Below are 25,395 nucleotides of genomic sequence, written 5' to 3'. Positions count from 1 at the left end.
ACGATCAGGCCGATAGCGACCCGTCCTGACCCTCCGAACCGACCCTCCGGCTGTCCCTCACCGCGGCCGAGCCAGAGGCACGAAGGGGCGCCCCTTCTGTGCTCCAGCCGGTGCCCTGCGCGTCGAATTCTGCTCTACGAAGTACGCGTCACGAGCCTGACGGTACCGCCGGGACTCTTCATCCCTCCTGCGGCGCTCTGCTTCCCGCCTCTACCGGAAATCCCCGCGCGCCGCGCTGAGTCCCGAGGTGTCCGACGGTCGTAATGTCGAACCCCCTACGGAGGAGGACCGCTGATGCGCAGCGTGACCTATTCGATGAACGTATCGCTCGACGGTTACATCGTCGGGCCGGACGGCGGCTTCGACTGGTCGGGGCCCGAGCCGGACGTCTTCCGCTACTGGATCGACGAGATCCGCGAGGTCGGCGTCCATCTGATGGGCCGACGGCTGTACGAGACGATGCTGTACTGGGAGACCGTCGACCAGGACTCGCTCGGCGAGGCGGAGCTCGAATGGGCCGCGCTCTGGAACCCGCTCCCCAAGGTGGTGTTCTCCACCACGCTGTCGACCGTGCGGGGCGGTGCCCGGCTGGCCACCGGCGGTGTGGCCGAGGAGATCGAGCGGCTGCGGGCCGAACCCGGGGAGGGCGACATCGCGATCGGCGGCGCGACGCTCGCCGCCGAGGCCGCCGCTTCGGGCCTGATCGACGAGTACCGGACCATGGTCTATCCGGTACTGGTCGGCGGCGGCATCCCGTATTTTCCCCGGGACGAGCGCCGGGTGGATCTCGAACTCGTGGAGACCCGCCCCTTCGGCTCGAACGTCGTCCATCTCCGCCATCGCGTGGTGCGCTGACCAGAACTCCACCTGATCAGAGCTCCACCTGCCGGAACTCCACCTGTTCGAAGTTTCGAAAGTTTTGCCTGGGGCCGTCCAGTGAATCCCCGCTTCTTCCCGCCGTGTTGAGTTGGGCTTAACGTAGGAAGCGCTTGCTACGCGGCTCGGGATTCCGCCGTGTGCACCGTGCTGTTCGAAAATTTCACGGGCCTCGGGACGGGCCCTGAGAGGTGGAGTCGCGATGGTGCGTGGCGGGAGCGCGACGGCCGGGCCGACGCTGGCGGTGGTGGCGCGCGAGGCCGGGGTCTCCGTACCGACGGCCTCCAAGGTGGTCAACGGCCGGGAGGACGTGGCCCCGGAGACCAGGCGCCGGGTCACCGAGGCGTTGGACCGGCTCGGCTATGTCCGCAGACCCCGGTTCGAGGCGTCCAAACCGCCGCGCATGGTCGACCTCGTGGTGCACTCGCTGGAGAGTTCCTGGTCGGGCGCGGTACTGCACGGCGTCGAACAGGCCGCCCACGACGCCGGTCTGGAGGTCGTGGTCTCGGCCGGCCTCACCCGCACCCGGGGCGCCCGCCCCGAACGCGGCTGGTTCGACAAGCTCACCGCCCGGGGCTCGGCGGGCGTGCTGTTCAACCTGGCCGAGCTGTCCCCCGCCCAGTACTCCTGGCTCACCCAGCACCGCATCCCGTTCGTACTGATCGACCCGGTCCTGGAGCCGCCGCCGGGCGTGGTCTCGGTGGGCGCGGCCAACTGGCAGGGCGGGATGACCGCCGCCGACCATCTGCTGGCCCTGGGGCACGAGCGGATCGCCGTGATCGCCGGATACCGTCGCAAGATGTGCGGCAGCGCCCGGGTCGCGGGCTACCGCTCGGCACTGAGCGCCGCGGGGGTGCCGTACCGGCCGGAGTACGTCCGCTACGGCAACTTCATGGAGACCACCGCCCGGCACCGCATGCTCCAGCTGCTCGATCTCCCCGAGCCGCCGACCGCCGTGTTCGTCTGCTCGGACAAGATGGCCCTCGGTGTGTACGAGGCGCTGGCCGAGCGGGGGCTGCGGGTGCCGGACGACATCAGCGTGGTCGGTTTCGACGACCTGCCCGAGGCCCGCTGGGCGACTCCCGGGCTGACCACCGTCCGCCAGCCGCTCTCGGAGATGGCCCAGACCGCGCTGCGGCTGCTGGTGCGGATGATGGAGGGCGACCAACCGGAGGGCACCCGCACCGAGTTGTCGACGCGGCTGGTGGAGCGGTCCAGCACGGGGGCGCTGCGGCCGGCCTGAGGCGGTGGGCGCGGGGCGCGTTGCGGTTCGGTCAAGTGGTTGCGGAGACCCTGAGTTCGGGTGAACGGTTGGCGACGTGGGACCGTACGGATACGGATGCCCCTCCGCACCACCAGCACTGAGCTCCACATGCTCCACAGGGAAGGACCTTCGGGTTGTCGCACATACGCTCTCCGCAGCTTCCGGGACCGACACCGGCACCGGACGACGACAAGGCCCCGGAGAAAGCCGCCCCTCCGGAGCGGACGTCGAAAGAGAGTTCGGGAGAGAGCTCGGGAGAGAGCTCGGCGGACGCGGGAGCGAAGGCCGAGCCGGAAACCGAGCCGGAAACCGAGCCTGAGACTCAGCCGGCGGCCGAGCCGGACGCGGACAAGGAAACCCCGGCCGAGGCTGCTGGTGAGGTCCCGGCCGAGGAGGCGGTCTCCCCCGGCGGCTGGCGGGCCGAGCACCCCCGGGCCGCTCGGGGTGTCGCCTGGGGTGTGAGTGGGCTGGCCGTCGTGCTCGTCATGGTCGCGCTGCTGCTGCCGAACGACGTCACGAAGATCGAGTTCGGCCGGTTCCTGCGTCTCCCGGCGGAGGGCATCCTCGTGGCCGGGCTGCTGCTCGTACTGCCGGCGAGGGCGCGGCGCGTGACCGTGGTCGTGGTCGGCGTGCTGCTCGGGCTGCTGACGACGGTCAAGATGCTGGACATGGGGTCGTACTGGACCCTGGACCGCCCGTTCGACCTGGTGCTCGACTGGATCCTGCTGAACAACGCGCGGACGTTCGTACAGGACTCGCTCGGTGACACGGCGGCGCTGGCGGTGACCGTCGGGGTGATCGCGCTGACGCTGGCGTTGCCGGTGCTGATGACGCTGGCGGTGGCGCGGATCAGCCGGCTGATGACACGCAACCGGCAGACGGCGAGCCGGACGCTGCTGGTCCTGGGCACCGCGTGGATCACCTGCTCCACGCTGACGCTGGAGGTGGCCGACGTGCCGGTGGCCTCGCACAGCGCGGCGACGCTCGTGGAGAACCGGATCGAGTCGGTGAGCGGCGGACTGAAGGACGCCGAGGCGTTCCGCAAGCAGTCCGCGGTGGACGCCTTCGCCGACGTACCGCCGGACCAGTTGCTGACGGGGCTGCGCGGCAAGGACGTACTGATCACGTTCATCGAGAGCTACGGCCGCTCCGCGATCGACGACCCGCGGATGGGTGAGCCGCTCTCCGAGACGCTCGCGCAGAAGACGCAGGAGCTGAAGGACGCCGGGTACGCGTCGCGGAGCGGCTGGCTGCGTTCCCCCATCACGGGCGCCGGCAGCTGGCTGGGGCACTCCACGTTCCTGTCCGGCCTGTGGATCAAGAACCAGTCGCGCTACTCCAACCTCGTCGTGAGCAAACGCCTCACCCTGACCGAGGCCTTCCGCCGGACCGGGGCCTGGCGCACGGTCGGGATCGTGCCGGGTACCCAGAAGGCCTGGCCGGAGGGCAAGTACTTCGGCCTGGACCACATCTACGACTCCGACCAACTCGGCTACCAGGGGCCGAAGTTCAGCTGGTCGACCATGCCCGACCAGTACACGCTGAAGGCGTTCGAGGAACTGGAGCACGGCAGACAGGACCGGGAGCCGATGATGGCGGAGATCATTCTGACCTCCAGCCACAACCCGTGGGCGCCCATCCCGAGCACGATCCCGGAGGACCAGATCGGCGACGGGTCGGTCTACGACTCGCTGCAGAAGGCCGAGGGCAAGGACCCGACGGAGGTCTGGAAGGACCCGCTGGCCGTCCGGGACGAGTACCGCAAGTCCATCCAGTACTCGGTGAGCAGCATCGTCGACTTCGTCGCGAAGTACGGCTCCAAGGACACCGTCCTGGTCTTCCTCGGCGACCACCAGCCCAACAAGACGGTCACCGGCGACAACCCCAGCCACGATGTGCCGATCTCGATCGTCGCCCAGGACCCCGAGGTGCTGGAGAAGATCGCCGACTGGGGCTGGACGGACGGGCTCCAGCCCGCCGATTCCACACCGACCTGGCGGATGGACAAGTTCCGCGACCGCTTCATGACAGCCTTCGGCCCCGAACAGCCGGGCGGTGGTACGTCCTAACCCGAGGCGCCCACCTCGTTGTCGGGTGCGCCGTCGCCCGCCGGGGGCAGGTCGCCGCGTTCGAACGGGGGGCCGTGGTCCGGTGGGGGCGGGGGCTTGTCGTGGCGGCGGGGCGGGAGGAGGACGGCGAGTTCGCCGTCGGTGGGGCGGCGGGCCGCGAGCGCGGCGGCCCGCAGGGCGTTGCGGTCCACCACGGCCTCGGCGGCGCTGATCCGGACGAGATGGCCGTCCTCCGGCACGGCGTACTCGTGCTGCCCCGCCGAGGTGCGGTACCAGGCGTCCCCGTCGCGCTCACAGCCGATCCGCGCGCCGGTGCCCTGCCCGATCGGCCGCTCCGGGCAGCTCTCGGCGGTCATCGTGCCGCGGTCGACGAGCAGCAGGAGTTGGGCGCTGCTCTCCCGGGACCAGTAGGCGGCGGAGAAGCCGTCGGCGCCGTACACGCCGACCGACTGCCGGGCCAGCGTGAACCCGGGGGACTCGGTGATGTAGACGAGCCCCGGCGCGAGGCCCAGCGCCTCGGCGCGGGCGTTCAGCTCCGCCCGGTCGGGGGCCGGCCGCAGCGGCTCGCGGCCCGCGATCACGGCCTTCTCGGTCCCGCAGGCGGTGAGCGCCAACGGCAGCAACGCCAGGGGCAGCAGAACACGCGCGGTACGGGGCATGAGCATGCCCACCATCCTGCCGCACAGTTGTTCCACAGGTGAGCCAAAGAGTACGTTCTCCCGAGAGCGCTTACTCCCAGTGCCCCCGGGGCCATGGGCGGAGACCCCGGAACCGGCGGGGCGGGGCGGGGCCGACGATCGCCTCCCGCCCGCATGTGTCCGATTCCTTCAAGACCGGCCGCCGACGGTCCGCCTACGGTGGCCGTATGACTCCACGACTCGATGCGATCGGCATGGTGGCCTCGGACATGGCCGCCTCCGTCACCTTCTACCGTCGGCTCGGTTTCGCCTTCCCGGAGGGCGCCGAGGACCAGCCGCACGCCGAGGCCGAACTGCCCGGCGGACTGCGGCTGTTGCTCGACACCGAGGAGACCGTCCGCTCCTTCCACCCCGGGTACCGGCGGGGGACGGGCGGCGGCGCCGGGCTGGCCCTGCTGTGCGACAGCCCGGCCGAAGTGGACGCGGTGTACGAGGAGTTGGTGAACGCCGGGTACCACGGTGAACTCAAGCCGTGGGACGCGGTGTGGGGCCAGCGGTACGCCGTGATCCACGACCCCGACGGCAACGGCGTCGACCTGTTCGCGCCCTTGCCGACGCCCGCCCCCGAGTAGCCCCGCACCCCGCGGGGGCCCGCTACCGTCCGCCGAGCAGCTCGCCGAGCGGCAGGCCCGCCAACTCCCGTACGTCACGCGCCAGATGCGCCTGGTCGGCGTACCCGGTCCGGGCCGCCGTCTCGGCGTAGGGCACACCGTCGCGGGCGAGCGCGAGTGCCCGTTGGAGGCGCAGCACCCGGGCCAGCGTCTTGGGTCCGTACCCGAACGCGGCGAGGGATCTGCGGTGCAACTGCCGTGCCCCGAGACCGAGTTCGTCGGCGGTCGCGCCCACGGGCCGCCCCGCGTCCAGGGCGTCGACGATCCGTCGCAGCACCGGATCGGGCCGCCCCAGCTCGGCCGCCCGCCCCAGGACCACCTCTTCGAGCCCGCTCGCCCGATCGCCCGCCGCGTTCACCCGGGCGGTGAGCCGCCGCACCACCGCCGGCGACCACAGCTCGGCCAGCTCCACCCGCCGGTCCCGCAACGCGTGCGCGGGCACACCGAGGAAGGCGGGCGCCTGCCCGGGAAAGAACCGGAGCCCCGCCCAGCCGCCGGGCGCCCCTTCGTCGACGTACGCGTGCGTATCGGGTCCGGCGACCATCAGCCGCCCGTCGTTCCACAGCAGATCCATGCATCCGTCGGGCAGGATCCGTCCGGTGCCCGGCCCACTCGGACTGTTGGTCCACACCACGGCCCCACGCAGCCGAGAAGCCCTCTCCACATACACATCGAAAAGGCTACGCCTGTGGCCACCGGGTACCACCGCGCTCGGCCCTGCACCGACCGCCGATGCTCCTGGGGATGATCCAGGCGTCGCCCTCCCGCAGGCCGGTGAGTGCGTCCATGTCCGTCAGCGTGGACGCGCGCTCATGGGAATGAGCCGTTCAGCGATGGGGTGCGGAAGCGGGGGCCGTTCACTGGAGGCATGACGGAGAACACGCCACGCACTCAGGACATGACGGTGGTGGCGGCGAAGCGGAGATCTCGGCGGTGGTGGGGCGGGAGTTCGTCCATGTGCCGGTGTCCGCGCGGGACCACGGGGATCAGTTGCCGGGGTTCGGGGTGCCGGCGGAGGAGGTGGATTCTCTTGTGGCGGCGTTCGAGGGGTTGATGGACGGGCGCGACGCGCGCGTCTCCGACGGGGTGCGGGTGCGCCGCCGGGTGCGGGTCGTGCGTGGTTGCACGCGCAGTTCCCCGCGCCCCTGAGAGGCCTGGGGGTGCCCGGGGGGCCGACAGCCGCTGGCCTCGCCTAGTCCTCCCCCTTCTTCGCCGGTGACCGCAGCCTCGATGTCACGTCCTCCGGTGGGAGGAAGCGGGACCAGCGTTCGGGGAACTCGGAGGGCATGTCGGGGTCTTCGGGGTCGTGGGAGCGGGCGGCGGCGGCGCGGGCCACGTACTCGGCGGCCTGTTCCTCGCGGAGGCGTTCGTTGGCGGCGCGGGCCGCGGCCGTGGCGGCTGCGGGCCAGACACGGTCGATCGCGGCGTTGACGGCGGCGCCGACCAGGACGGCGAAGGCGCTGACGCCGATCCAGAGGAGGACGGCCACGGCGGCGGCCAGGGAGCCGTAGATGGTCGCGCCCTCGACCGTGTTGGTGAGGTAGATACGGAGCAGGAAGCTGCCCAGGACCCACATGCCGAGGGCCACCAACGCCCCCGGTACGTCCTCGACCCAGGGGGAGCGGACCGGTACTGACACGTGGTAGAGCGTGGTCAGGAAGACGATGGACAGGACGATGACCACGGGCCAGTAGAGGACCTGGACCACCGTCGCCGACCACGGGACGATCCGGACGACCGCGTCGGGTCCCGCGACCATCAGCGGCAGGGCGATCGAACCGATCAGCAGGGCCACGAGGAAGAGCAGGAACGCCATCAGCCGGGTCTTGACGATGCCGCGGACGCCGTCGAGGCCGTACATGACGGTGATGGTGTCGATGAAGACGTTCACCGCGCGGGAGCCGGACCACAGGGCGAACAGGAAGCCTATGGAGATGACGTCGGGGCGACCGCCCTTCATCACGTCGTCCAGGATGGGCTGCGCGATCTGGGCGACGCCCTTGTCGGACAGGACGGTGCGCGAGGCCTCCAGGAGGTTGAGCTCCAGGCTGGCGATGGTGTCGGCGCCGGTCCAGTCGTCGACGTAGCCGAGCAGGCCGATCATGCTGAGCAGCAGCGGCGGCACGGAGAGCAGCGTGAAGAACGCCGCCTCGGCCGCGAGGCCCAGGATGCGGTACTCGATGCAGGAGTTGACGGTGTCCTTCAGGAGCAGCCAGGCGGTCCTGCGCTTCGAGACGTCCCGATAGAGGGCGCGGGCGCGGTGGAGACGTCCATGGGGGCTCTCGGACGTCCCGGGCGGTGGGGGTGACTGACTTGCTGGCTGCACGCCCTAAAGGTATCCGGCCAGACGTGCCGCCCTCACCTCCCGGTGCCGTCGGCGGTGGCAGGGCCCGCGTGCGGCACATCCTCCCGTCCGCGTGCGGCGCACGCTTCCCTCCGGTCGCGTCACGGGGCAGCAAACGAAGGGAAACCCAGCAGAAACCAAAGGTGATTCCGAATCGCCTTTTCTGTCATGCACGTGCTGGCCGAATCATTGAGGAGGCCGGAAGTGGAACCTCCGGGCGCTTTTGTACCGCCCTTTTGGAAAGTTCCCCGCTGAAGCCCGGGACGGACACAGGTCCGACACTTCGACAGAGATCGAGGAAGAGGCCGGAAAGGGGCGGGAAATCGTCAAATACCCGACCCTGCTTGACCTGTTCCCGAATGTACCGAAAGAATCCGGATTGCATTCCGCTGCGCCCCTCTGGACCAGATGCCGGCACAGCGCACACCGGGGATTCGTCCAGGCTCCGACCAGGCCTGATCAATTCCGCCACATACGTCACCGCTTCCCTTTCCCGCAACTCCTCTCCCCCTCCTTCTGTCATTCCGCGCGCCGTCCCGTTCACCCCCGGGCGCCTTCCATCGCAATACCTGTCGCGGAGAAATTCAATGACATTGCCAGCGCCACGACCCGTGGCGGAAACACCGGGCGAGGTCCAGGGGGCCGAGCCGGACGCGACGGAATCGTACACCGCCGTCGAGCGACTCCTCGCCGAAGTTCTGGCCGGCGTCGCACGCGTCGAACACGTGCCCGCAGAAAGCCATTTCTTCGACGACCTCGGTGCCAACTCGCTGACGATGGCGCATTTCTGTGCCCGCGTCAGGAAGCACCCCGATCTGCCGTCGGTGTCCATCCGGGACGTCTACGGTCACCCCACGATCCGTTCTCTCGCCACCGCGCTGACCGAGGCGCCGGCGCCACCGGCCGCCCCGCCCGCGCCCGCCGAACCCGCGCCCCCGGGCAGCACCTTCCGCTACGCCCTGTGCGGGGCACTGCAGTTGCTCCTCTTCGCCGGCTACTGCCTGCTCGCCACCTCCGGATACGTCCAGGGGTACGAGTGGGTGGCGGACGCCCCGGGGATCGTGGAGATCTATCTGCGCTCGGCCGTCTTCGGTCTGCTCGGCTTCCTCGCCCTGTGCGCCCTGCCGGTCGTCGCCAAGTGGCTGCTGGTCGGGCGGTGGAAGCCCGTGGAGTTCCCCGTGTGGGGCCCGGCGTATCTCCGGTTCTGGACCGTCAAGGCGCTCCTGCGCACCAGCCCGATGATCCTCTTCGTCGGCAACCCGCTGTACGTGCTCTATCTCCGGGCCCTCGGCGCCCGCATCGGAGCGGGCGTCACGATCCTCAGCCACACCGTCCCGGTCTGCACCGATCTGCTCACCATCGGCGCGGGCACGATCGTCCGCAAGGACTCCCACTTCCTCTGCTACCGGGCGCGCGCCGGGCGCATCCGCACCGGCCCGGTCACCCTCGGCCGGGACGTCTTCGTCGGCGAGCACACCGTCCTCGACATCGGCACCGCCATGGGCGACGGCTCCCAGCTCGGCCACTCCTCCGCGCTGCGCGCCGACGAGTCGGTCCCGGCCGGACAGAGCTGGCACGGCTCACCGGCCCGGCCCACGGACGTCGACCACGTCCGGGTCCCGCCGCTCCCGTGCGGCACGCTCAAGCGCGCCGGCTACGGGCTCGCCGCCCTGCTCCAGACGCTGCTGCTGTACCTGCCGCTGACCGTCGGCGGCGCCTGTCTGCTGCTCACCGCCGCACCCGAGCTGGACACCCTGCTCGACCCGGCGGCGCACCACGTCTCCTCGGCGCGCTTCTACATCGAGGCGATGGTCCTGTCGCTCGCGCTGTTCACCGGCTCGATCGCCGTCGGAGCCTTCGGCGTGTTCGCCGTGCCCCGGCTGCTGCGGCCCCTGGTGAAGCCCGACCGCGTCTATCCGCTGTACGGCTTCCACTACTCGCTGCACCGCGCGATCACCCGGCTGACCAACCTCAAGTTCTTCAAGTGGCTCTGCGGCGACAGCTCGTACATCGTCCCCTACCTCAAGGCCCTCGGATACGACCTCTCCCGCGTCGACCAGACCGGGTCCAACTTCGGCACCGAGATGCGGCACGAGACGCCGTACCTGGTGAAGGTCGGCAGCGGCACGATGGTCGCGGACGGACTGTCGGTCATGAACGCGGACTACTCGGGTACGTCGTTCCGGGTGTCCCGGACGGCGATCGGCGGGCACAACTTCCTGGGGAATCTGATCGCCTACCCGGTCGGCGGCCGGACCGGCGAGAACTGCCTGCTGGCCACGAAGGTGCTGGTCCCGCTGGACGGCGAGATCCGCGAGGGGGTCGGGCTGCTCGGCTCACCGCCCTTCGAGATCCCCCGCTCGGTGGAGCGCGACAGCCGCTTCGACCATCTGCGCGAGGGCGACGAACTGCGCCGGCGGCTCGCCGCGAAGAACCGCTTCAACCTGCGCTCGATGGGCCTGTTCCTGTTCCTGCGCTGGCTGCACACCTTCGCCCTCACCGTGCTCGGCTTCACCGCCTACGACCTGTACGGACACGGCGACGGCCTGGTGGGACCGCTGGCGCTCGCCGCGCTGCCCGGGGCGGCACTGCTCTTCACCGTCCTCTACTACGCGCTGGTCGAGCGGTCCCTGACCCGTTTCCGGCCGCTGCGGCCCCGGCTGTGCTCCATCTACGACCCCGTCTTCTGGCGGCAGGAGCGGCTGTGGAAGCTGCCGGACAAGCATCTGGAGGTGCTCAACGGCACCCCCTACAAGAACCTCGTCTGGCGGCTGCTGGGGGTGCGGATCGGGCGGCGGGTCTTCGACGACGGCGTGTTCATCACCGAGCGCACGCTGACCGCCGTCGGCGACGACTGCACGCTCGCGGCCGGCAGCAAGATCCAGGCGCATTCGCAGGAGGACGGCACCTTCAAGTCCGACCACGTCACGATCGGCGCCGGCAGCACGCTGGAGGTCCAGGCGTTCGTCCACTACGGCGTGACGCTGGGCGAGGGGGCCGTGCTGGCGCCGGACTCCTTCCTGATGAAGGGCGAGGAGGTGCCGCCGTACGCGCGCTGGGGCGGAAACCCGGCGACGGAGAACACCGGATCACGGTGAATCGGGGGAAGAACATGGAACTGTCGGATGCGGGCGACACCGCCCGGACGTACTGGCACGAGGTGCTCACCGCCGGGGGGCGGACCGCGATACCGCGGTGGAGCGCCGAACCGGCGAAAGGGGTCGCCGCCTACGAAACAGCCCTCCCGGAAGGGGTGTTGACCGCCGCGGACGGTACGGCTGCGCTGCTCGCCGCGCACGCCAAGGTGCTCGCCGCGCTGTCGGGGGAGAGCGAGGTCGTCACCGGCTGGCTGGAGGACGGCCGTCTGCTGCCCTGCCGGCTCACCGCCGAGCCCGGCGACACCTGGCGGGCACTCCTTGAGCGCACCCACCGGACCGCCGCCGCGCTGCTGACGCACGCCGGGTTCCCGGTCGACGCCCTGCGGCACGAACTCGGCCTGGAGGAACCGCCGTTCGAGACCGTGCTCGACACCGGCGGGGGCGACGGCGACCTCGACGAGGACGTGGTCCTGCGCATCGGGCTGGTGCACCGCGACGACGGTCCGGCGCTGCGGCTGCGGTACCGCACGGATGTGCTCGACGAGGACGGCGCGGCCCGGATCGCCGGGTACCACGTCACCGCGCTCACCCTGCTGGCCGCCGAACCGGACGCCGGGCACGGGCGGCGGAGTCTGGTCGGCGACGACGAACTCCGGTTCCAGCTGGACGGGTTGGCCGGACCCCACCGCGAACTGCCCGACCGCCGGGTGCACGAGCTGTTCGAACAGCGGGTCGTGGCCCACCCGGACGCGGTCGCGGCCGTCCAGGGCGACCGGCGCTGGACGTATCGCGAACTCAACTCCCGCGCCAACCAGCTCAGTCGGGCCCTGCTGGTCCGGGGTCTCGGCCGTGAGGGCGTCGTCGCCGTGGTGACGGAACGGAACCTGGACTGGATGGCGGCCGTCCTCGCGGTGTTCAAGGCGGGCGGCGCCTATCTGCCCGTCGAGCCGCACTTCCCCGCCGAGCGCGTCGCCCGCATGCTCACCCGCGCCGGCTGCGAGCTGGTGCTCACCGAACGGGGCGGCACCGCCACCCTGGACGCGGCCCTGGCCACACTGCCCGGGACACAGCGGCTGCTGGTGGAGGACGCGTACGACGAGGCCCATCCGGACTCCGACCTCGGTATGGAGATCGGGCCGGACCGGCTGGCGTACATCTACTTCACCTCCGGTTCCACGGGCGAGCCCAAGGGCGCGATGTGCGAGCACGGCGGGATGCTCAACCATCTGCACGCCAAGCTCGACGACCTCGACATCGGCGAGGGGGACGTGGTCGCGCAGACCGCGCCCCAGTGCTTCGACATCTCCCTGTGGCAGCTGCTGGCCGCGCCGCTGGTCGGCGGGCGGACCCTCCTTGTGGAGCAGGACGTGATCCTGGACGTCGAGCGGTTCGTCGACCGGATCGCCGACGGCCGGGCGAACGTGGTCCAGGTGGTGCCGTCGTACCTCGAAGCGGTCCTCGCCCATCTGGAGCGGCACCCCCGTGAACTGCCCGCGCTGCGCCGGGTGTCGGTCACCGGGGAGGCGCTGAAGAAGGAGCTGGCGGAGCGCTGGTTCGCCACCGAGCCGGGGATACCGCTGGTCAACGCCTACGGGCTGACCGAGACCTCGGACGACACCAACCACGAGGTGATGGACCGGACCCCGGAGGGCGGCCGGGTGCCACTGGGCCGTCCCGTCCGCAACGTCCGGGTGTACGTCGTCGACGAGCGGCTCTCCCTGGTGCCGCTGGGCGCGCCGGGGGAGATCGTCTTCTCCGGGGTGTGTGTCGGACGGGGGTACGTCAACGATCCCGAGCGCACCGCGCGGGCGTTCACCACCGACCCGTACCGGCCCGGTGAACGGCTCTACCGCAGCGGGGACCACGGGCGCTGGCGGCCCGACGGCAAGCTGGAGTTCCTGGGCCGCCGGGACACCCAGGTCAAGGTGCGGGGCTTCCGTATCGAGATCGGCGAGGTGGAGAACGCGCTGCTCAAGGTGGCGGGCGTCCGGGACGGCGCGGTGGTGGTCGCCTGGGGGACACGGCTGGTCGCGTTCCACTCGGGCCGGCCGCTCGCGGCCGAGGAGCTGCGGGACCGGCTGGCGGCCTCGCTGCCGGCGTACATGGTGCCGTCGGTGTTCCACCATCGGGAGAGTCTGCCGCTGACCGCCAACGGCAAGATCGACCGGCGGACGCTGACCGCGCTGGCCGAGCGGCTGGACGCCGGGGACTTCGAGTCGGGGGAACCGCCGGTCACCCCGACCGAGCGGCGGCTGGCCGAGGTGTGGGCCGAGGTGCTCGGGGTGCCACGGGCCCGGATCGGCCGGCACGACCACTTCTTCGACCGGGGCGGCACCTCGCTGTCGGCGGTGAAGCTGGCGATCGCCCTGGAGCGGGCGGTGTCCCCCAGGGACGTCAACGGGCATCCGGTCCTGGCCGAGCTGGCCGGACTGATCGACACCAGGGCGGCCGGTGCGCGGAACGTCTCCGGGACACCGCGCTCCGCCGCCGGGACCGTGGGGAGGGCGTCGTCATGAGCTTTCTGAGCCGTCGCCGCGCGGCGGGACGCCACCGGAAGGAGACGGCGACCGTGCCATCGCCTTCGACTCCCCTGCCGCTGCCGGACATTGAGACAGCGCCCGGTAGTCCGCCGCTCCTCACCGTCTCCCCCGGCGAACCCGCCGCCCACTGGGCCGCCGGGCAGCGGGACGCGCTGCGGGCCGTCGTCGCCGAGCACGGCTCGGTGCTCGTCCGGGGGCTGGGGCTGCGGAACGCGGCCGAAGTCGGCGCGGTCTTCCACGGGTTGGCGGACACGCTGATGACCGAGAAGGAGGCCTTCGCGCCCCGGCGGACGTACGCGGACGGGGTGTACTCGTCGACGGCCTGGCCGTCGAACCAACCGATGTGCATGCACCACGAGTTGAGCTACACGCTGGAGTTCCCCGGCCTGCTGCTCTTCGCCTGCCTGGAGGCCGCCGGGCGGGGCGGGGCCACCGGGGTCGCCGACGCGGAGGCCGTACTCGCGGCGCTGCCGAGGGAGTTGACCGAACGGTTCGAGCGGGACGGCTGGCTGCTCACCCGCTCCTACAACGACGAGATCGGGGCGTCGGTGGCCGAGGCGTTCGGCACCGACGACCGGACCGTCGTCGAGGCGTACTGCCGGGCGCACTCCCTCGCGTTCGCCTGGCGGCCCGACGGGTCCCTGCACACCCGGCAGCGGCGGGCCGCCGTGCTCCGGCACCCGGTGACCGGCCGGCGCTGCTGGTTCAACCAGATCGCGTTCCTCAACGAATGGACCATGGACCCCGAGGTCCACGAGTACCTGGTGGACATGTACGGGCCCGACGGGCTGCCCTTCAACACCCGGCACGGCGACGGCGAACCGATCGGCGCCGAGGTCGTCGAGACCCTCAACCAGGTCTACGCGGCGCACACCGTCCGCACCCCGTGGCGGCCGGGTGACCTGCTCCTCGTCGACAACATCCGCTGCGCGCACAGCCGGGAGCCCTTCGAGGGGCCGCGCGAGGTGCTGGTGGGCCTGGCGGACCCCGTGCGGCCGACGCACCACTCCATGCAGCACTCCGACGCGAAGGACGAGGTGAGCTTCACATGACCGAGGTTCCGGGTTTCGCCGTGATCTCCGGTGCCCAGGTGCGGCAGGCCCTGCGGGGCCGGGAACGGGAGGTCGTCGAACTGGTCGAGGCCGCCTATCTGCTGCACGGGAACGGGGACACCGGCGACACGGTCAACCCGCCGTCGTACTTCCTCCGTTTCCCCGGCCGTCCGTCCTCGCGGATCATCGCGCTGCCCGCCTCTCTGGGCGGCAAGTACCAGGTGGACGGGTTGAAGTGGGTCTCCAGCTTCCCGGAGAACACCGCGAGCGGGCTGCCGCGCGCCTCCGCCGTGCTGATCCTCAACGATCACGCCACCGGGTATCCGTTCGCGTGTCTGGAGGCCTCCATCATCAGCGCCACGCGGACCGCCGCGTCGGCGGCGCTGGCGGCCGACCGGCTGAGCGACGCGCGCCGGGGGGCGCCGCGTCCGACCCGGGTCGGCTTCCTCGGCACGGGTCTGATCGCCCGGTACATCCACACCTTCCTCGTGGCGACGGGCTTCGCGTTCGAGGAGGTGGGGGTGTACGACCTGGCCGCGGAGAGCGCGACCGGGTTCCGGGGGTATCTGGAGCGGTCCGGGGCGGACGGGCGGGTGACGGTGCACGACAGCGCCGAGGACGTGATCCGGGCGAGCGACCTGGTGGTCTTCGCGACGATCGCGGGCGAGCCGCACATCCATGAACCGAAGTGGTTCGCCCATCATCCGCTGGTGCTGCACGTGTCGCTGCGCGATCTCGCGCCCGAGGTGCTGCTCGCGTCGGCGAACTTCGTCGACGACGTCGAGCACTGCCTCAAGGCGAACACGTCACCGCACCTGACCGAACAGCTCACCGGCGCACGGGACTTCCTCGACGGAACGCTCCATGACGTCCTCACCGGCCGGGCGACCGTGCCGGCGGACCGTCCGGTGATCTTCTCGCCCTTCGGCCTCGGGGTCCTGGACCTCGCGGTCGGCGGTCATGTTCACGATGAAGTGGCCCGCTCCGGCGGACTGCGGATCGTGGACGACTTCTTCCACGAGCTGCGCCGCCACGGCTGACCGCCGGGGGCACAGCGAGTACGACGAGTACGACATTGCACAACCAGGGGGGCAGCGGTGCCAGTCATATCCGTTCCCACGGACTTCAACGAGGAGGAGCTGTACGTCGATCTGCGTCAGGTCGTCGGACACAAGCTCTTCCTGAAGTGCGAGGGGTTCAACTTCGCCGGTTCGATCAAGCTCAAGGCCGCGTCCGAGATGGTGCGGGCAGCCGAACGGGAGGGACGTCTCCGGCCGGGCTCGACGCTCGTCGAGTCGTCGTCCGGCAATCTGGGCGTCGCGCTGAGCATGATCGCGGCGAGCCGGGGCTACCGGTTTCTGTGCGTGACCGATTCCCGGTGCAATCCGCAGACCCGGCGCATGATCGAGGCGCTGGGCAGCCGGGTGCACGTCATCTCCGAGCCGGACCCGCTCGGCGGCTTTCTGGGGGCGCGGATCTCGTACGTCCGCGCGCTGTGCGCCACCGACCCGACCTACGTATGGCTCGACCAGTACACCAATGAGGCGAACTGGCAGGCGCACTACCGCACCACCGCGCCCGCCGTCGCCCGGCAGTTCCCGCGCCTCGACGTGCTGTTCGTCGGGGTCGGCACCTCCGGGACGCTGATGGGGTGCGCCCAGTGGTTCTGGGAGCGGCGGCGCCGGGTGCGGATCGTCGCCGTGGACAGCGTCGGGTCGGTGGCGTTCGGCGGGGCGCCGGGCCGCCGGATGATCCCGGGGCTCGGCACCAGCGTGACCCCGGCGCTGCTCGACGCGTCCTATGTGGACGACGTCGTGCGGGTGGAGGAGATCGACACCGTACGGGCCTGTCATCGCATGGCCCGGCGCGGCTTCCTCTTCGGGGGCTCCACCGGCACGGTCGTCAGCGGCGCGGCCGAGTGGCTGGCGCGCAACGGCACGCCCGACACCACGGCGGTGGCGATCTCCCCGGACCTCGGGGAGCGCTATCTCGACACCGTCTACCGGCCGGGCTGGCCGCTGGAGCAGTACGGGGAGGCGGTACTCGACCCGGATGGGGAGTTCGGGACGGGCGAACTGGGGACGGGCGAACTCGCGGCGCCCGTCTGAGCCGGCCTCGGCGGTCCGGTGCCGGGCCGTCGCGGTCCGGCGCCGGACACCGGTGAGCGTCGTCCGCGGACGCGATGCCGACGGGTAGGTTCCTGCACATGGCAGCCAGCACCCATGAAGTGACCAATCAGCCTCCGCCCCTGGTGGACTACGACGTCTTCACCGCCGACGAGGTGCTGACGGAGGCGGTCGACCGGCATCTGGCGCCGGAGGTGCTGGAGGAGGCGCGGGACGACCTGGCGGGGTTCGGGCGTACGGCGGGCTCCGCGCAGGTGCGGGAGTGGGGGCGGCTGGCGAACGAGAACCCGCCGAGGCTGCGGGCGTACGACCGGTACGGGAACCGGGTGGACGAGGTCGAGTTCCATCCGTCGTGGCACCGGCTGCTCGGCAAGGGGGTCTCGGCGGGGCTGACGGCGGCCTGGACCCGGCCCGGCGGGCATGTGCGGCGGGCGGCGGCGTTCGTCGTGTGGACCCAGGTCGAGGCGGGCAACGGCTGCCCGCTGTCCATGACCCACGCGGCGGTGCCCGCGCTGCGCACGGACCCGGTGCTCGCCGCCGAGTGGGAGCCCCGGCTCACCTCGCCGCTCTACGACTGGGACCTGCGGCCCGCCGACCAGAAGGCCGGGGTGCTGTTCGGGATGGGCATGACCGAGAAGCAGGGCGGCAGCGACGTCCGCGCCAACACCACCGCCGCACGGCCGCTGGCCGAGGACGGGACGTACGAGCTGACGGGCCACAAGTGGTTCTGCTCGGCGCCGATGTCGGACGGGTTCCTGGTGCTGGCGCGGGCGCCGGGCGGGCTGACGTGCTTCCTGGTGCCGCGGGTGCTGGCCGACGGGTCACGGAACGTGTTCCGTATCGAGCGGCTGAAGGACAAGCTGGGCAACCGGTCGAACGCCTCCGCCGAGGTCGAGTTCGACGGGACGTGGGCGCGCCGGGTCGGGGACGAGGGGCGGGGGGTGCGCACGATCATCGGGATGGTGGCGGCCACCCGGCTGGACTGCGCGCTGGGCGCGGCCTCGCTGATGCGGCAGGCGGTGGCGCAGGCCGCGCACCACTGCGCGTACCGGGAGGCGTTCGGCGGGCCGCTGATCGACAAACCGCTGATGCGCAACGTTCTGGCCGATCTGGCGCTGGAGTCGGAGGCGGCGACGACGCTGGCGATGCGGGTGGCCGCGGCCTACGACGCCGTGGACGCGGCCGGGCCGGATACCGAGAACGAACGTTCGTTCCTGCGGCTGGCGGTGCCGATCGCCAAGTACTGGATCACCAAGCGCTGTACCCCGCTCGTGGTCGAGGCCTCCGAGTGCCTCGGCGGCAACGGCTACGTCGAGGAGTCCGGTATGCCCCGGCTGGTGCGCGAGGCGCCTCTCAACTCCCTCTGGGAGGGCGCCGGGAACATCCAGGCGCTGGATGTGCTGCGCGCCCTGGGCCGTGAACCGGGGGCCCTGGACGCCTACTTGCGGGAGGTCGGCCGGGCGCGCGGCGCCGACCACCGGCTCGACGCCGCGATCAAGGGCCTGCTGACCGAACTCGCCGATCTGGACGGCATCGAGGCCCGCGCACGTCGGCTCGTGGAACGGCTCGCCCTCGTGCTGCAGGGCGCGCTGCTCGTGCGGTACGCGCCCCCGGCGGTCGCGGACGCGTTCTGCGCCTCCCGGCTGGGCGGCGAGGGGGGCTCGGCCTTCGGCACCCTGCCGCACACCCTGGATCTGGCGTCGATCGTGGAACGGGCGCGTCCGGTGGCTTGAACCGACACCGGCCTTCACGGGCGCGGAGGGCGCCCCCTCCAAGGTGTCGGCGTCCTCTTTCGAGTGGTGCGCCCCGGCGGTGGGACACGGGGTGCGACGCGGGGGTGGTGCTGCGCCGACACGGCACCACCCCCGCTTTCTGAGCCCCTTTGAGCGGAGCGCGTACGCCGCAGTGGGCGACGTTGAACAAGTTTCAAGGAGCGTGGGGCGGTACGCCAGGGTTGCAGGGGGTTGCAACTCATCTGCGCTCTGTGGCCGGAGCGTGTCCCTCCGTGGCCGAAGAGCGGCAGACTATGAAACCCGCAGTCAACGCCGTAACGCAGATCCGGACTTCCACGGCCACCAGGGGCCGGGGAGCGGACCGGCCTGCCGGGGAGGAACGAGTGCCGCACTCGCCGATGGAAGTCACGCGGCTCACCGCCACGGACGCCGCCCGAGCGGCCCGGGTCCTCGGCGAGGTCCGCGCCTCCACCCTCGACGGCCGGCCCTCGAAACCCGCCCCGCGCCCGGCGATCCGCGAGTCCTGGGGCCGCATGCTGCAGAGCGGTATCGACCCCGACCACGACTTCCGGGCCGACCTCCTCGGCCGCGACGAGGTCGAGCGGCGCCGCCAGACCTCACGGCTGCGCCATGTCCTGCCGGTGCTGCGCGAGGGGCTGCTCTCCCTCGCCGACACCGCGCAGCACATCATGATGGTCGCGGACGCCGACGCCCGGGTGCTGTGGCGCGAGGGCAGTACGGCGGTGCTCCGCAAGGCCGACGGGCACGGTCTGGGGATCGGCGCGGACTGGCGCGAGGAGACCGTCGGCACGAACGGCGTCGGTACGCCCCTCGTCTCCCGCCGCGCCGTCCAGGTGTTCTCCGCCGAGCACTTCGTACGCGCCCTGCACCCCTGGACCTGCACCGGCGCCCCCATCACCGACCCGCGCGACGGGCGGCTGCTCGGCGCGGTCGACATCAGCGGCCCGCTGGAGACCCTGCACCCCTCCACCCTCGCCCTGGTCGACTCGGTCGCCAAACTCGCCCAGGCCCGGCTGCGGGACCTGCACCTCACCTCGCTCGAACAACTGCGCGCGGTGGCGGCGCCGGTGCTGGCCCGGCTCGGCGGGCGCGCGGTCGCCGTGGACCGGGACGGCTGGACGGCCGCGGTCACCGGCATGCCGTACACCAGCCGGGTCGCGCTGCCCAAGTCGCTCTCCCCCGGCCGCTGCTGGCTCCCCGCGCTCGGCCTGTGCACCGTCGAACCGCTGCCCGCGGGCTGGCTGATACGCCCCACCGCGGAGCCCGCGCCCGCCCCGACCGCCACCCACATCACCCTCGACGTCTCCCATCCGCGCCGCTGGACCGTCACCGTGGCCGGCTGCGCGGGCTCCTGGACCCATGAGCTGACGCCGCGCCACGCCGAACTCCTGTACCTCCTCGCCCTGCACCGGGCCGGGCGCAGCGCCTCCGCGCTCGCCGACGACATGTTCGGCGACCCCGCCCGCACCGTCACCGTCCGCGCCGAGATGTCCCGGGTACGCCGCTATCTCGGCGCCTTCCTCGACCACCGCCCGTACCGCTTCACCGAACGGGCCGACGTCGAAGTCCTCCTCCCCGAAACCCCGTTGGACCTGCTCCCGCACTCGGTGGCCCCGGGGGTGATCCGCACCCGGGGAAGCACACCCAGCGCCCCGACCTGGGCGGAGCGGCCCCCGGGGCACGAGAGAGAGCGGTCGAACCCTTGAGCGTCCGTCAAACATCCGCGAACCCTTCACGGTGAACGGATCATGGCCCCGGAGTGAGGGATCTCCCTGTATTTCCCGGGACCTCGGCGTGACACGTGTCCCACTGCCGTAGCATCGCAGCCAGGCCGACCCACCTGCCTCGCCGTCAAGATCTTGTTCGCGGTTGGCAGTTGGCCGTCCCCGGGAGGTTTTATGCAGCACCGCGGCAGACACCGTCGACGCAGAAGGGGACGTGCCCTGCGCGCGTCCCTGGCGGGAACCGCGCTGGCGCTCACGGCGGCGGCCACCCTGATCAGCACCTCACAGGCGGCGGGCGGCCGGACACCGGGCGCGCTCTCCTCGATCACCTCGGCCGCCGAGCTGCGCGGACTCCAGCTCCGGGAGACCCTCACCGACCGCGCCGAGCTGCGCGCCCTGACCGACGACATGGGCGGTCCGGTCGGTGTCGACGAGGTGCTGGCGAGCGCCAACCACGCGATGCGCGACGAGAGCGACTGCTTCGACTCCGAGCAGGACAACCTGCCCGTCGAGCCGGTGGCCTCACGGGCGTACTGCTGGGAGCCGGGCGACGCGGTCGACGACCGGTGGATCCCCCGCTCGGTCACCACGTCCCGGGACAACCAGGTCATCGCGGCCGGCTGGACGCACAGCGGGGCCGAGAGCGGCACCCCCGACGCGGACGGCGGCAGCGGCGCGGACGACTCCGGGCTCGCCCGGGTCGCCTTCGTGGACGCCGCCGACCCGGCGAACCTCCGCTACCGCTGGGTCCTGCTCGTCGTGCCGACGGCGGACGCGCGGGGCTTCGAGGGTCTGCGTTCCCGGCTCGGCGGCATGGCCTGGTACGAGGACAAGCTGATCGTCACCGCGCGCGGCCCGGAGAGCCGCGGCGGCCAGGACGACTCCCTGTACGTGTTCGACCTGTCCCGCTTCCTCCGCGCCGACGTCACCGACAGCGAGGCGATCGGCAGGGCGGACGACGGCTGGTCGGCCCACCACTACCGGTACGCGCTGCCCGCGGTCGCCGCCTACCACCCGGCGGCGGGCGAGGGCTGCGACGCCCGCGGCGACCACGACGGGGCGGCCTGTCTCGGCTCGCTCTCCCTCGACCGGACGTCGATACCGCCCACGGTCGTCGCGAACGAACGCTCCCGCCCCGGCGACGAGGAACCCGCCCGCGTCTGGCGCTACTCCCTCGACATCACCGCCGACCGCACCGGCCTGCTCACCACCACCGGGCGCCGGGGCGCCGCCGTCGCCACGGAGGCGTACGAGACGGAGGCCTCCGGGGTCCGGGGTGTCCTCGCCCACAAGGGTGACTGGTACGTCGACCAGAGTGCCGAGAAGCCCGACGGGCACGGCACCCTCTGGCGGCAGGACGAGGACGGGGCCGACGCCGCCAAGTGCGCGGACGGCGGACCGAGCGGCACCTCGGGCTCGGACCTGGAGTCGTACGCCTGCTGGGGCCGCGACTCCGCCTCCCTCTCCTACTCACCGGCGACGGGCGAGCTGTGGACCCTCACCGACCCCATCCCGGAGCGGGTGCTGTACGCGGTGAAACTGAACGACGTCGACAGCTCCCTGAACTAGGACCTTTCGCCGCGTTTCCGCCCGAGTGGGCACCCGGTCCGGCCTTGGAGGCGGGCCGGGGCCCATGATTCCCTGGGCGTATGAGCACCAGCCCCGTCACCACCTGGTCCCTGGAGCAGACCTCGCCCGGCGATCTGCTTCCCGCCGCCGCGCCCGAGGGCGACGACATCCGTGTCGTGCGCGCCGAGGTCCCCTCCCCCGAGTTCAGCCGCTTCCTGTACGCCTCCGTCGGCGGCGACATCCGCTGGATCGACCGGCTGTCGTGGCCGTACGAGCGGTGGCAGGAGCACCTGGGCCGGCCGGGGGTGGAGAGCTGGGTCGCCTACGACCGGGGGACGCCCGCCGGCTATGTGGAGCTGGAGCCGCAGGACGACGGGGTGGTGGAGATCGTGTACTTCGGGCTGATCCCGGCGTTCCGCGGCCGGCGCATCGGCGGGCATCTGCTGTCGTACGGCGCGGCCCGCGCCTGGGACCTCGCCGAGCGGTGGCCGGAGCTGCCGCCGACCAAGCGGGTCTGGCTGCACACCTGTACCCGGGACGGCGAGCACGCGATGGCCAACTACCAGCGGCGGGGCTTCACCCTGTTCGACACCAAGGTGACCGAGGAGACCGACGCCCCGGCGCCGGGGCCCTGGCCCGGCGCGACCGTTCCCACACCATGACCCACATCACATCGTCTCGGCATGCGAGACATCCTTGTCCGGAATATGGATGACGGTGGACTCGGTCTAAAGAGCCGTGACACGCTTCCGTCATGTCTGGAACTGGAATTGCCTTGGTGAGTCGGCGCCATGTCGACCTCGGCCGCATGTCCAGCGCCATCTGTCCGGTGAGCTGACGCCCCCTGCCGCGAGGGGTTGGACAACCCCGGGCAATAGCGCCGCACCCTCCTCTGTTTCAGCCCGCGCGAGGACGCGCAGGCGTCGCACACGCTGCCCGCGTGTGCGCGCATGCGTGTGCAAGCGCAGGTCAGAGCCGCCACCCCGCCTTTCCCGAAGGACATACACCCATGGCCGCCACCCCGCAGAACCCCGCCACGCCCCGCCGCAAGGTGAGCCGTCACCGTGGCGAGGGTCAGTGGGCCGCGGGACACTTCACCCCGCTGAACGGCAACGAGCAGTTCAAGAAGGACGACGACGGTCTCAATGTGCGGACACGCATTGAGACGATCTACTCCAAGCGAGGCTTCGACTCGATCGACCCCAACGACCTGCGCGGCCGGATGCGCTGGTGGGGGCTGTACACCCAGCGCAAGCCCGGGATCGACGGCGGCAAGACCGCGATCCTGGAGCCGGAGGAGCTGGACGACAAGTACTTCATGCTGCGGGTGCGGATCGACGGCGGACGCCTGACCACCCGGCAGCTGCGGGTGATCGGCGAGATCTCGCAGGAGTTCGCGCGGGGCACCGCCGACATCACCGACCGGCAGAACGTCCAGTACCACTGGATCCGCGTCGAGGACGTCCCCGAGATCTGGGAACGCCTGGAGGCCGTCGGCCTGTCCACCACCGAGGCCTGCGGTGACACCCCCCGGGTGATCATCGGCTCGCCCGTCGCCGGGATCGCCGAGGACGAGATCATCGACGGCACGCCCGCGATGGACGAGATCCACCGGCGGATCATCGGCAACCCGGACTTCTCGAACCTGCCCCGCAAGTTCAAGTCCGCGATCTCCGGCTCGCCGCTGCTCGACGTGGCGCACGAGATCAACGACATCGCCTTCGTCGGTGTCCGCCACCCCGAGCACGGCCCCGGCTTCGACCTCTGGGTCGGCGGCGGTCTCTCCACCAACCCCAAGATCGGGCAGCGGCTCGGCGCCTGGGTGCCGCTGGACGAGGTCGCGGACGTGTACGAGGGCGTCATCTCGATCTTCCGCGACCACGGCTACCGGCGGCTGCGCACCCGCGCCCGGCTGAAGTTCCTGCTCGCCGACTGGGGCACGGAGAAGTTCCGCCAGGTCCTGGAGGACGACTACCTCGAGCGGAAGCTGATCGACGGCCCGGCGCCGGACCAGCCGGTGGCGCGCTGGCGCGACCACGTGGGTGTGCACCGGCAGAACGACGGCCGCTACTACGTCGGTTTCGCCCCGCGCGTCGGCCGCGTCGACGGCACCACCCTGACGAAGATCGCCGACCTCGCCGAGGCGCACGGCTCCGGCCGGGTCCGCACCACCGTCGAGCAGAAGATGATCGTGCTCGACGTCACCGAGGAGCAGATCGACTCGCTCGTCTCCGGCCTGGAGGCCCTGGACCTCACGGTCAGCCCGTCGCCGTTCCGGCGCGGCACGATGGCCTGCACCGGCATCGAGTACTGCAAGCTCGCCATCGTCGAGACCAAGGCGCGCGGCTCCGCCCTGATCGACGAACTGGAGCGCCGGATCCCGGAGTTCGACGAGCCGCTCACCATCAACATCAACGGCTGCCCGAACGCCTGCGCGCGTATCCAGGTGGCGGACATCGGTCTCAAGGGCCAGCTCATGCTCAACGACCAGGGCGAGCAGGTCGAGGGCTACCAGGTGCACCTGGGCGGCGCGCTCGGCCTGGAGGCCGGCTTCGGCCGCAAGGTGCGCGGCCTCAAGGTCACCTCCGACGAACTCCCCGACTACGTCGAGCGCGTCCTCAAGCGCTTCCAGGACGAACGCGAGGACGGCGAGCGCTTCGCCGCCTGGGTCACCCGCGCCAGCGAGGAGTCCCTGTCGTGAGCGAGCGAGCCGCGCCTTTCTACTGCCCCTACTGCGGTGACGAGGACCTGCGCCCCAACGAGACGGGAAACGGCGCGTGGGAATGCGGAGCCTGCAATCGAGCCTTCCAGTTGAAGTTCCTCGGGCTGTTGTCCCGGGGGGTTCAGCGAGCCGACAGCGGAGGGGATCACATATGACTGCCGTTCAGACGGACTCGGACTCCGATACATCCGAGTCCACGGACGTGTCTTCCACGGACGTGTCTTCCACGGACGCGGCCGACCCGGACGCGGCGAAGCGCGCCCGGCTCAAGGCGCTCGCCGAGCAGGCCGGCCGCGATCTGGAGGACGCCTCGGCGCTGGAGATCCTCCAGTGGGCCGTGGACACCTTCGGCAAGCGCTTCTGCGTGACCTCCTCGATGGAGGACGCGGTCGTCGCGCACCTCGCCTCCCGGGCCAGGCCCGGCGTGGACGTCGTCTTCCTCGACACCGGTTACCACTTCCCGGAGACCATCGGCACCCGCGACGCCGTCGAGGCCGTGATGGACGTCAACGTCATCACGATCACCCCGCGCCAGACGGTCGCCGAGCAGGACGCCGAGTACGGGCCGAAGCTGCACGACCGCGACCCCGACCTGTGCTGCTTCCTGCGCAAGGTCAAGCCCCTCGAAGAGGGCCTGACCCGGTTCGACGCGTGGGCGACGGGCCTGCGCCGCGACGAGTCCCCGACCCGGGCGAACACCCCGGTCGTCGGCTGGGACGACAAGCGCGGCAAGGTCAAGATCTCCCCCATAGCGCGCTGGACGCAGGACGACGTGGACGCCTACGTCGCCGAACACGGAGTGCTCACCAACCCCCTGCTGATGGACGGCTACGCCTCCGTCGGCTGCGCCCCCTGCACCCGCCGGGTCGCCCCGGGCGAGGACGCGCGGGCCGGCCGCTGGGCCGGGAACACCAAGACCGAGTGCGGGCTGCACCTGTGACCGCCACC

At 71.3% G+C, this 25,395-nt stretch carries 21 protein-coding genes; 17 read left to right on the top strand and 4 right to left on the bottom strand.

All coding sequences use genetic code 11. The features are described from left to right. Nucleotides 1-294: 294 nt before the first annotated feature. The 3 genes from F9278_RS38320 to F9278_RS38310 all read left to right on the top strand — a co-directional run bounded on the left by F9278_RS38320 (nt 295) and on the right by F9278_RS38310 (nt 4,209). On the top strand, nt 295-855 hold the full coding sequence (locus F9278_RS38320) for a dihydrofolate reductase family protein (protein WP_152172397.1): 561 nt from the start codon (nt 295-297) through the stop codon (nt 853-855). A gap of 223 nt (nt 856-1,078) precedes the next feature. Then, the gene (locus F9278_RS38315; protein WP_152172396.1) at nt 1,079-2,119 is read left to right on the top strand and encodes a LacI family DNA-binding transcriptional regulator; all 1,041 of its coding nucleotides are present in this window, start codon (nt 1,079-1,081) and stop codon (nt 2,117-2,119) included. A 155-nt stretch (nt 2,120-2,274) separates the two neighbouring features. Beyond that, a complete protein-coding gene (locus F9278_RS38310; RefSeq protein ID WP_152172395.1) occupies nt 2,275-4,209 on the top strand; it encodes an alkaline phosphatase family protein in 1,935 nt (644 codons plus the stop codon). Here the strand turns inward: F9278_RS38310 and F9278_RS38305 are convergent. Then, entirely contained in the window at nt 4,206-4,874 is a 669-nt protein-coding gene (locus F9278_RS38305; RefSeq protein ID WP_152172394.1) for a hypothetical protein, read from the bottom strand. The two genes, F9278_RS38310 and F9278_RS38305, sit on opposite strands and share 4 nt — an antisense overlap. Nucleotides 4,875-5,074: 200 nt before the next feature. Here F9278_RS38305 and F9278_RS38300 point away from each other — a divergent pair, with 200 nt between their 5' ends. Then, nucleotides 5,075-5,479 carry a VOC family protein gene (locus F9278_RS38300; protein WP_226967130.1) on the top strand — a complete coding sequence of 135 codons (405 nt, stop codon included), beginning with the start codon at nt 5,075-5,077 and terminating at the stop codon, nt 5,477-5,479. Between the two features lie 22 nt (nt 5,480-5,501). Here F9278_RS38300 and F9278_RS38295 read toward each other — a convergent pair whose 3' ends face one another. The 3 genes from F9278_RS38295 to F9278_RS38290 form a co-directional block, all read right to left on the bottom strand. Next, nucleotides 5,502-6,188, bottom strand: coding sequence for a helix-turn-helix domain-containing protein (locus tag F9278_RS38295; protein WP_152172392.1), 687 nt, complete (start codon nt 6,186-6,188; stop codon nt 5,502-5,504). Nucleotides 6,189-6,504: 316 nt separating this feature from the next. Further along, a complete protein-coding gene (locus tag F9278_RS46510) occupies nt 6,505-6,645 on the bottom strand; it encodes a hypothetical protein (protein ID WP_193241828.1) in 141 nt (46 codons plus the stop codon). 65 nt (nt 6,646-6,710) lie between these two features. Next, a complete protein-coding gene (locus tag F9278_RS38290) occupies nt 6,711-7,844 on the bottom strand; it encodes a YihY/virulence factor BrkB family protein (RefSeq protein WP_193241827.1) in 1,134 nt (377 codons plus the stop codon). A 629-nt stretch (nt 7,845-8,473) separates the two neighbouring features. Between F9278_RS38290 and F9278_RS38285 the strand changes: the two genes are divergently transcribed. The 13 genes from F9278_RS38285 to F9278_RS38230 all read left to right on the top strand — a co-directional run bounded on the left by F9278_RS38285 (nt 8,474) and on the right by F9278_RS38230 (nt 25,387). After that, nucleotides 8,474-10,960, top strand: coding sequence for a Pls/PosA family non-ribosomal peptide synthetase (locus tag F9278_RS38285; RefSeq protein ID WP_152172391.1), 2,487 nt, complete (start codon nt 8,474-8,476; stop codon nt 10,958-10,960). Nucleotides 10,961-10,974: 14 nt separating this feature from the next. Further along, on the top strand, nt 10,975-13,476 hold the full coding sequence (locus F9278_RS38280; RefSeq protein WP_152172390.1) for a non-ribosomal peptide synthetase: 2,502 nt from the start codon (nt 10,975-10,977) through the stop codon (nt 13,474-13,476). Further along, nucleotides 13,473-14,552 carry a TauD/TfdA family dioxygenase gene (locus F9278_RS38275; protein WP_152172389.1) on the top strand — a complete coding sequence of 360 codons (1,080 nt, stop codon included), beginning with the start codon at nt 13,473-13,475 and terminating at the stop codon, nt 14,550-14,552. Before F9278_RS38280 ends, F9278_RS38275 begins: the two co-directional genes overlap by 4 nt. Beyond that, the gene (gene sbnB, locus F9278_RS38270; protein WP_152172388.1) at nt 14,549-15,592 is read left to right on the top strand and encodes a 2,3-diaminopropionate biosynthesis protein SbnB; all 1,044 of its coding nucleotides are present in this window, start codon (nt 14,549-14,551) and stop codon (nt 15,590-15,592) included. The genes F9278_RS38275 and sbnB overlap by 4 nt, the downstream gene beginning before the upstream one ends. 57 nt (nt 15,593-15,649) lie before the next feature. Further along, complete coding sequence (gene sbnA, locus F9278_RS38265) at nt 15,650-16,660, top strand: 2,3-diaminopropionate biosynthesis protein SbnA (protein WP_152172387.1); 1,011 nt, start codon at nt 15,650-15,652, stop codon at nt 16,658-16,660. A 98-nt stretch (nt 16,661-16,758) separates the two neighbouring features. Continuing rightward, the gene (locus F9278_RS38260) at nt 16,759-18,411 is read left to right on the top strand and encodes an acyl-CoA dehydrogenase family protein (protein ID WP_152172386.1); all 1,653 of its coding nucleotides are present in this window, start codon (nt 16,759-16,761) and stop codon (nt 18,409-18,411) included. A gap of 398 nt (nt 18,412-18,809) precedes the next feature. Continuing rightward, nucleotides 18,810-20,138, top strand: coding sequence for a helix-turn-helix domain-containing protein (locus tag F9278_RS38255; protein ID WP_152172385.1), 1,329 nt, complete (start codon nt 18,810-18,812; stop codon nt 20,136-20,138). 192 nt (nt 20,139-20,330) lie between these two features. Then, a complete protein-coding gene (locus tag F9278_RS38250) occupies nt 20,331-21,725 on the top strand; it encodes a hypothetical protein (protein ID WP_152172384.1) in 1,395 nt (464 codons plus the stop codon). Between the two features lie 80 nt (nt 21,726-21,805). Beyond that, entirely contained in the window at nt 21,806-22,387 is a 582-nt protein-coding gene (locus F9278_RS38245) for a GNAT family N-acetyltransferase (RefSeq protein ID WP_152172383.1), read from the top strand. Between the two features lie 92 nt (nt 22,388-22,479). Then, nucleotides 22,480-22,563, top strand: coding sequence for a putative leader peptide (locus F9278_RS48540; RefSeq protein WP_309474722.1), 84 nt, complete (start codon nt 22,480-22,482; stop codon nt 22,561-22,563). A 171-nt stretch (nt 22,564-22,734) separates the two neighbouring features. Continuing rightward, a complete protein-coding gene (locus F9278_RS38240; protein WP_152172382.1) occupies nt 22,735-24,426 on the top strand; it encodes a nitrite/sulfite reductase in 1,692 nt (563 codons plus the stop codon). Continuing rightward, nucleotides 24,423-24,602, top strand: a complete 180-nt coding sequence (locus tag F9278_RS47725; RefSeq protein WP_152172381.1) for a hypothetical protein — start codon at nt 24,423-24,425, stop codon at nt 24,600-24,602. Before F9278_RS38240 ends, F9278_RS47725 begins: the two co-directional genes overlap by 4 nt. Continuing rightward, nucleotides 24,599-25,387: a phosphoadenylyl-sulfate reductase gene (locus F9278_RS38230; protein WP_226967129.1), complete on the top strand. Its 789-nt coding sequence runs from the start codon at nt 24,599-24,601 to the stop codon at nt 25,385-25,387. The genes F9278_RS47725 and F9278_RS38230 overlap by 4 nt, the downstream gene beginning before the upstream one ends. The last annotated feature ends 8 nt before the right edge of the window (nt 25,388-25,395 follow it).

Origin of the sequence: Streptomyces phaeolivaceus (assembly GCF_009184865.1) — a bacterium.
GTDB classification, from domain to species: Bacteria; Actinomycetota; Actinomycetes; order Streptomycetales; family Streptomycetaceae; genus Streptomyces; species Streptomyces phaeolivaceus.
The sequence above is the reverse complement of the archived record's forward strand: the minus strand, read 5'-3'. Positions and strand labels throughout refer to the sequence as shown.

What these genes read in the sequence shown, in the direction of transcription:
- F9278_RS38320 (WP_152172397.1), top strand. Translation starts at nt 295, where the DNA reads ATGCGCAGCGTGACCTATTCGATGAACGTATCGCTCGACGGTTACATC.
- F9278_RS38315 (WP_152172396.1), top strand. Translation starts at nt 1,079, where the DNA reads ATGGTGCGTGGCGGGAGCGCGACGGCCGGGCCGACGCTGGCGGTGGTG.
- F9278_RS38305 (WP_152172394.1), bottom strand. Translation starts at nt 4,874, where the DNA reads ATGCTCATGCCCCGTACCGCGCGTGTTCTGCTGCCCCTGGCGTTGCTG.
- F9278_RS38300 (WP_226967130.1), top strand. Translation starts at nt 5,075, where the DNA reads ATGACTCCACGACTCGATGCGATCGGCATGGTGGCCTCGGACATGGCC.
- F9278_RS38280 (WP_152172390.1), top strand. Translation starts at nt 10,975, where the DNA reads ATGGAACTGTCGGATGCGGGCGACACCGCCCGGACGTACTGGCACGAG.
- F9278_RS38275 (WP_152172389.1), top strand. Translation starts at nt 13,473, where the DNA reads ATGAGCTTTCTGAGCCGTCGCCGCGCGGCGGGACGCCACCGGAAGGAG.
- sbnB (WP_152172388.1), top strand. Translation starts at nt 14,549, where the DNA reads ATGACCGAGGTTCCGGGTTTCGCCGTGATCTCCGGTGCCCAGGTGCGG.
- F9278_RS38260 (WP_152172386.1), top strand. Translation starts at nt 16,759, where the DNA reads ATGGCAGCCAGCACCCATGAAGTGACCAATCAGCCTCCGCCCCTGGTG.
- F9278_RS38255 (WP_152172385.1), top strand. Translation starts at nt 18,810, where the DNA reads ATGGAAGTCACGCGGCTCACCGCCACGGACGCCGCCCGAGCGGCCCGG.
- F9278_RS38250 (WP_152172384.1), top strand. Translation starts at nt 20,331, where the DNA reads ATGCAGCACCGCGGCAGACACCGTCGACGCAGAAGGGGACGTGCCCTG.
- F9278_RS38245 (WP_152172383.1), top strand. Translation starts at nt 21,806, where the DNA reads ATGAGCACCAGCCCCGTCACCACCTGGTCCCTGGAGCAGACCTCGCCC.
- F9278_RS48540 (WP_309474722.1), top strand. Translation starts at nt 22,480, where the DNA reads ATGTCTGGAACTGGAATTGCCTTGGTGAGTCGGCGCCATGTCGACCTC.
- F9278_RS38240 (WP_152172382.1), top strand. Translation starts at nt 22,735, where the DNA reads ATGGCCGCCACCCCGCAGAACCCCGCCACGCCCCGCCGCAAGGTGAGC.
- F9278_RS38230 (WP_226967129.1), top strand. Translation starts at nt 24,599, where the DNA reads ATGACTGCCGTTCAGACGGACTCGGACTCCGATACATCCGAGTCCACG.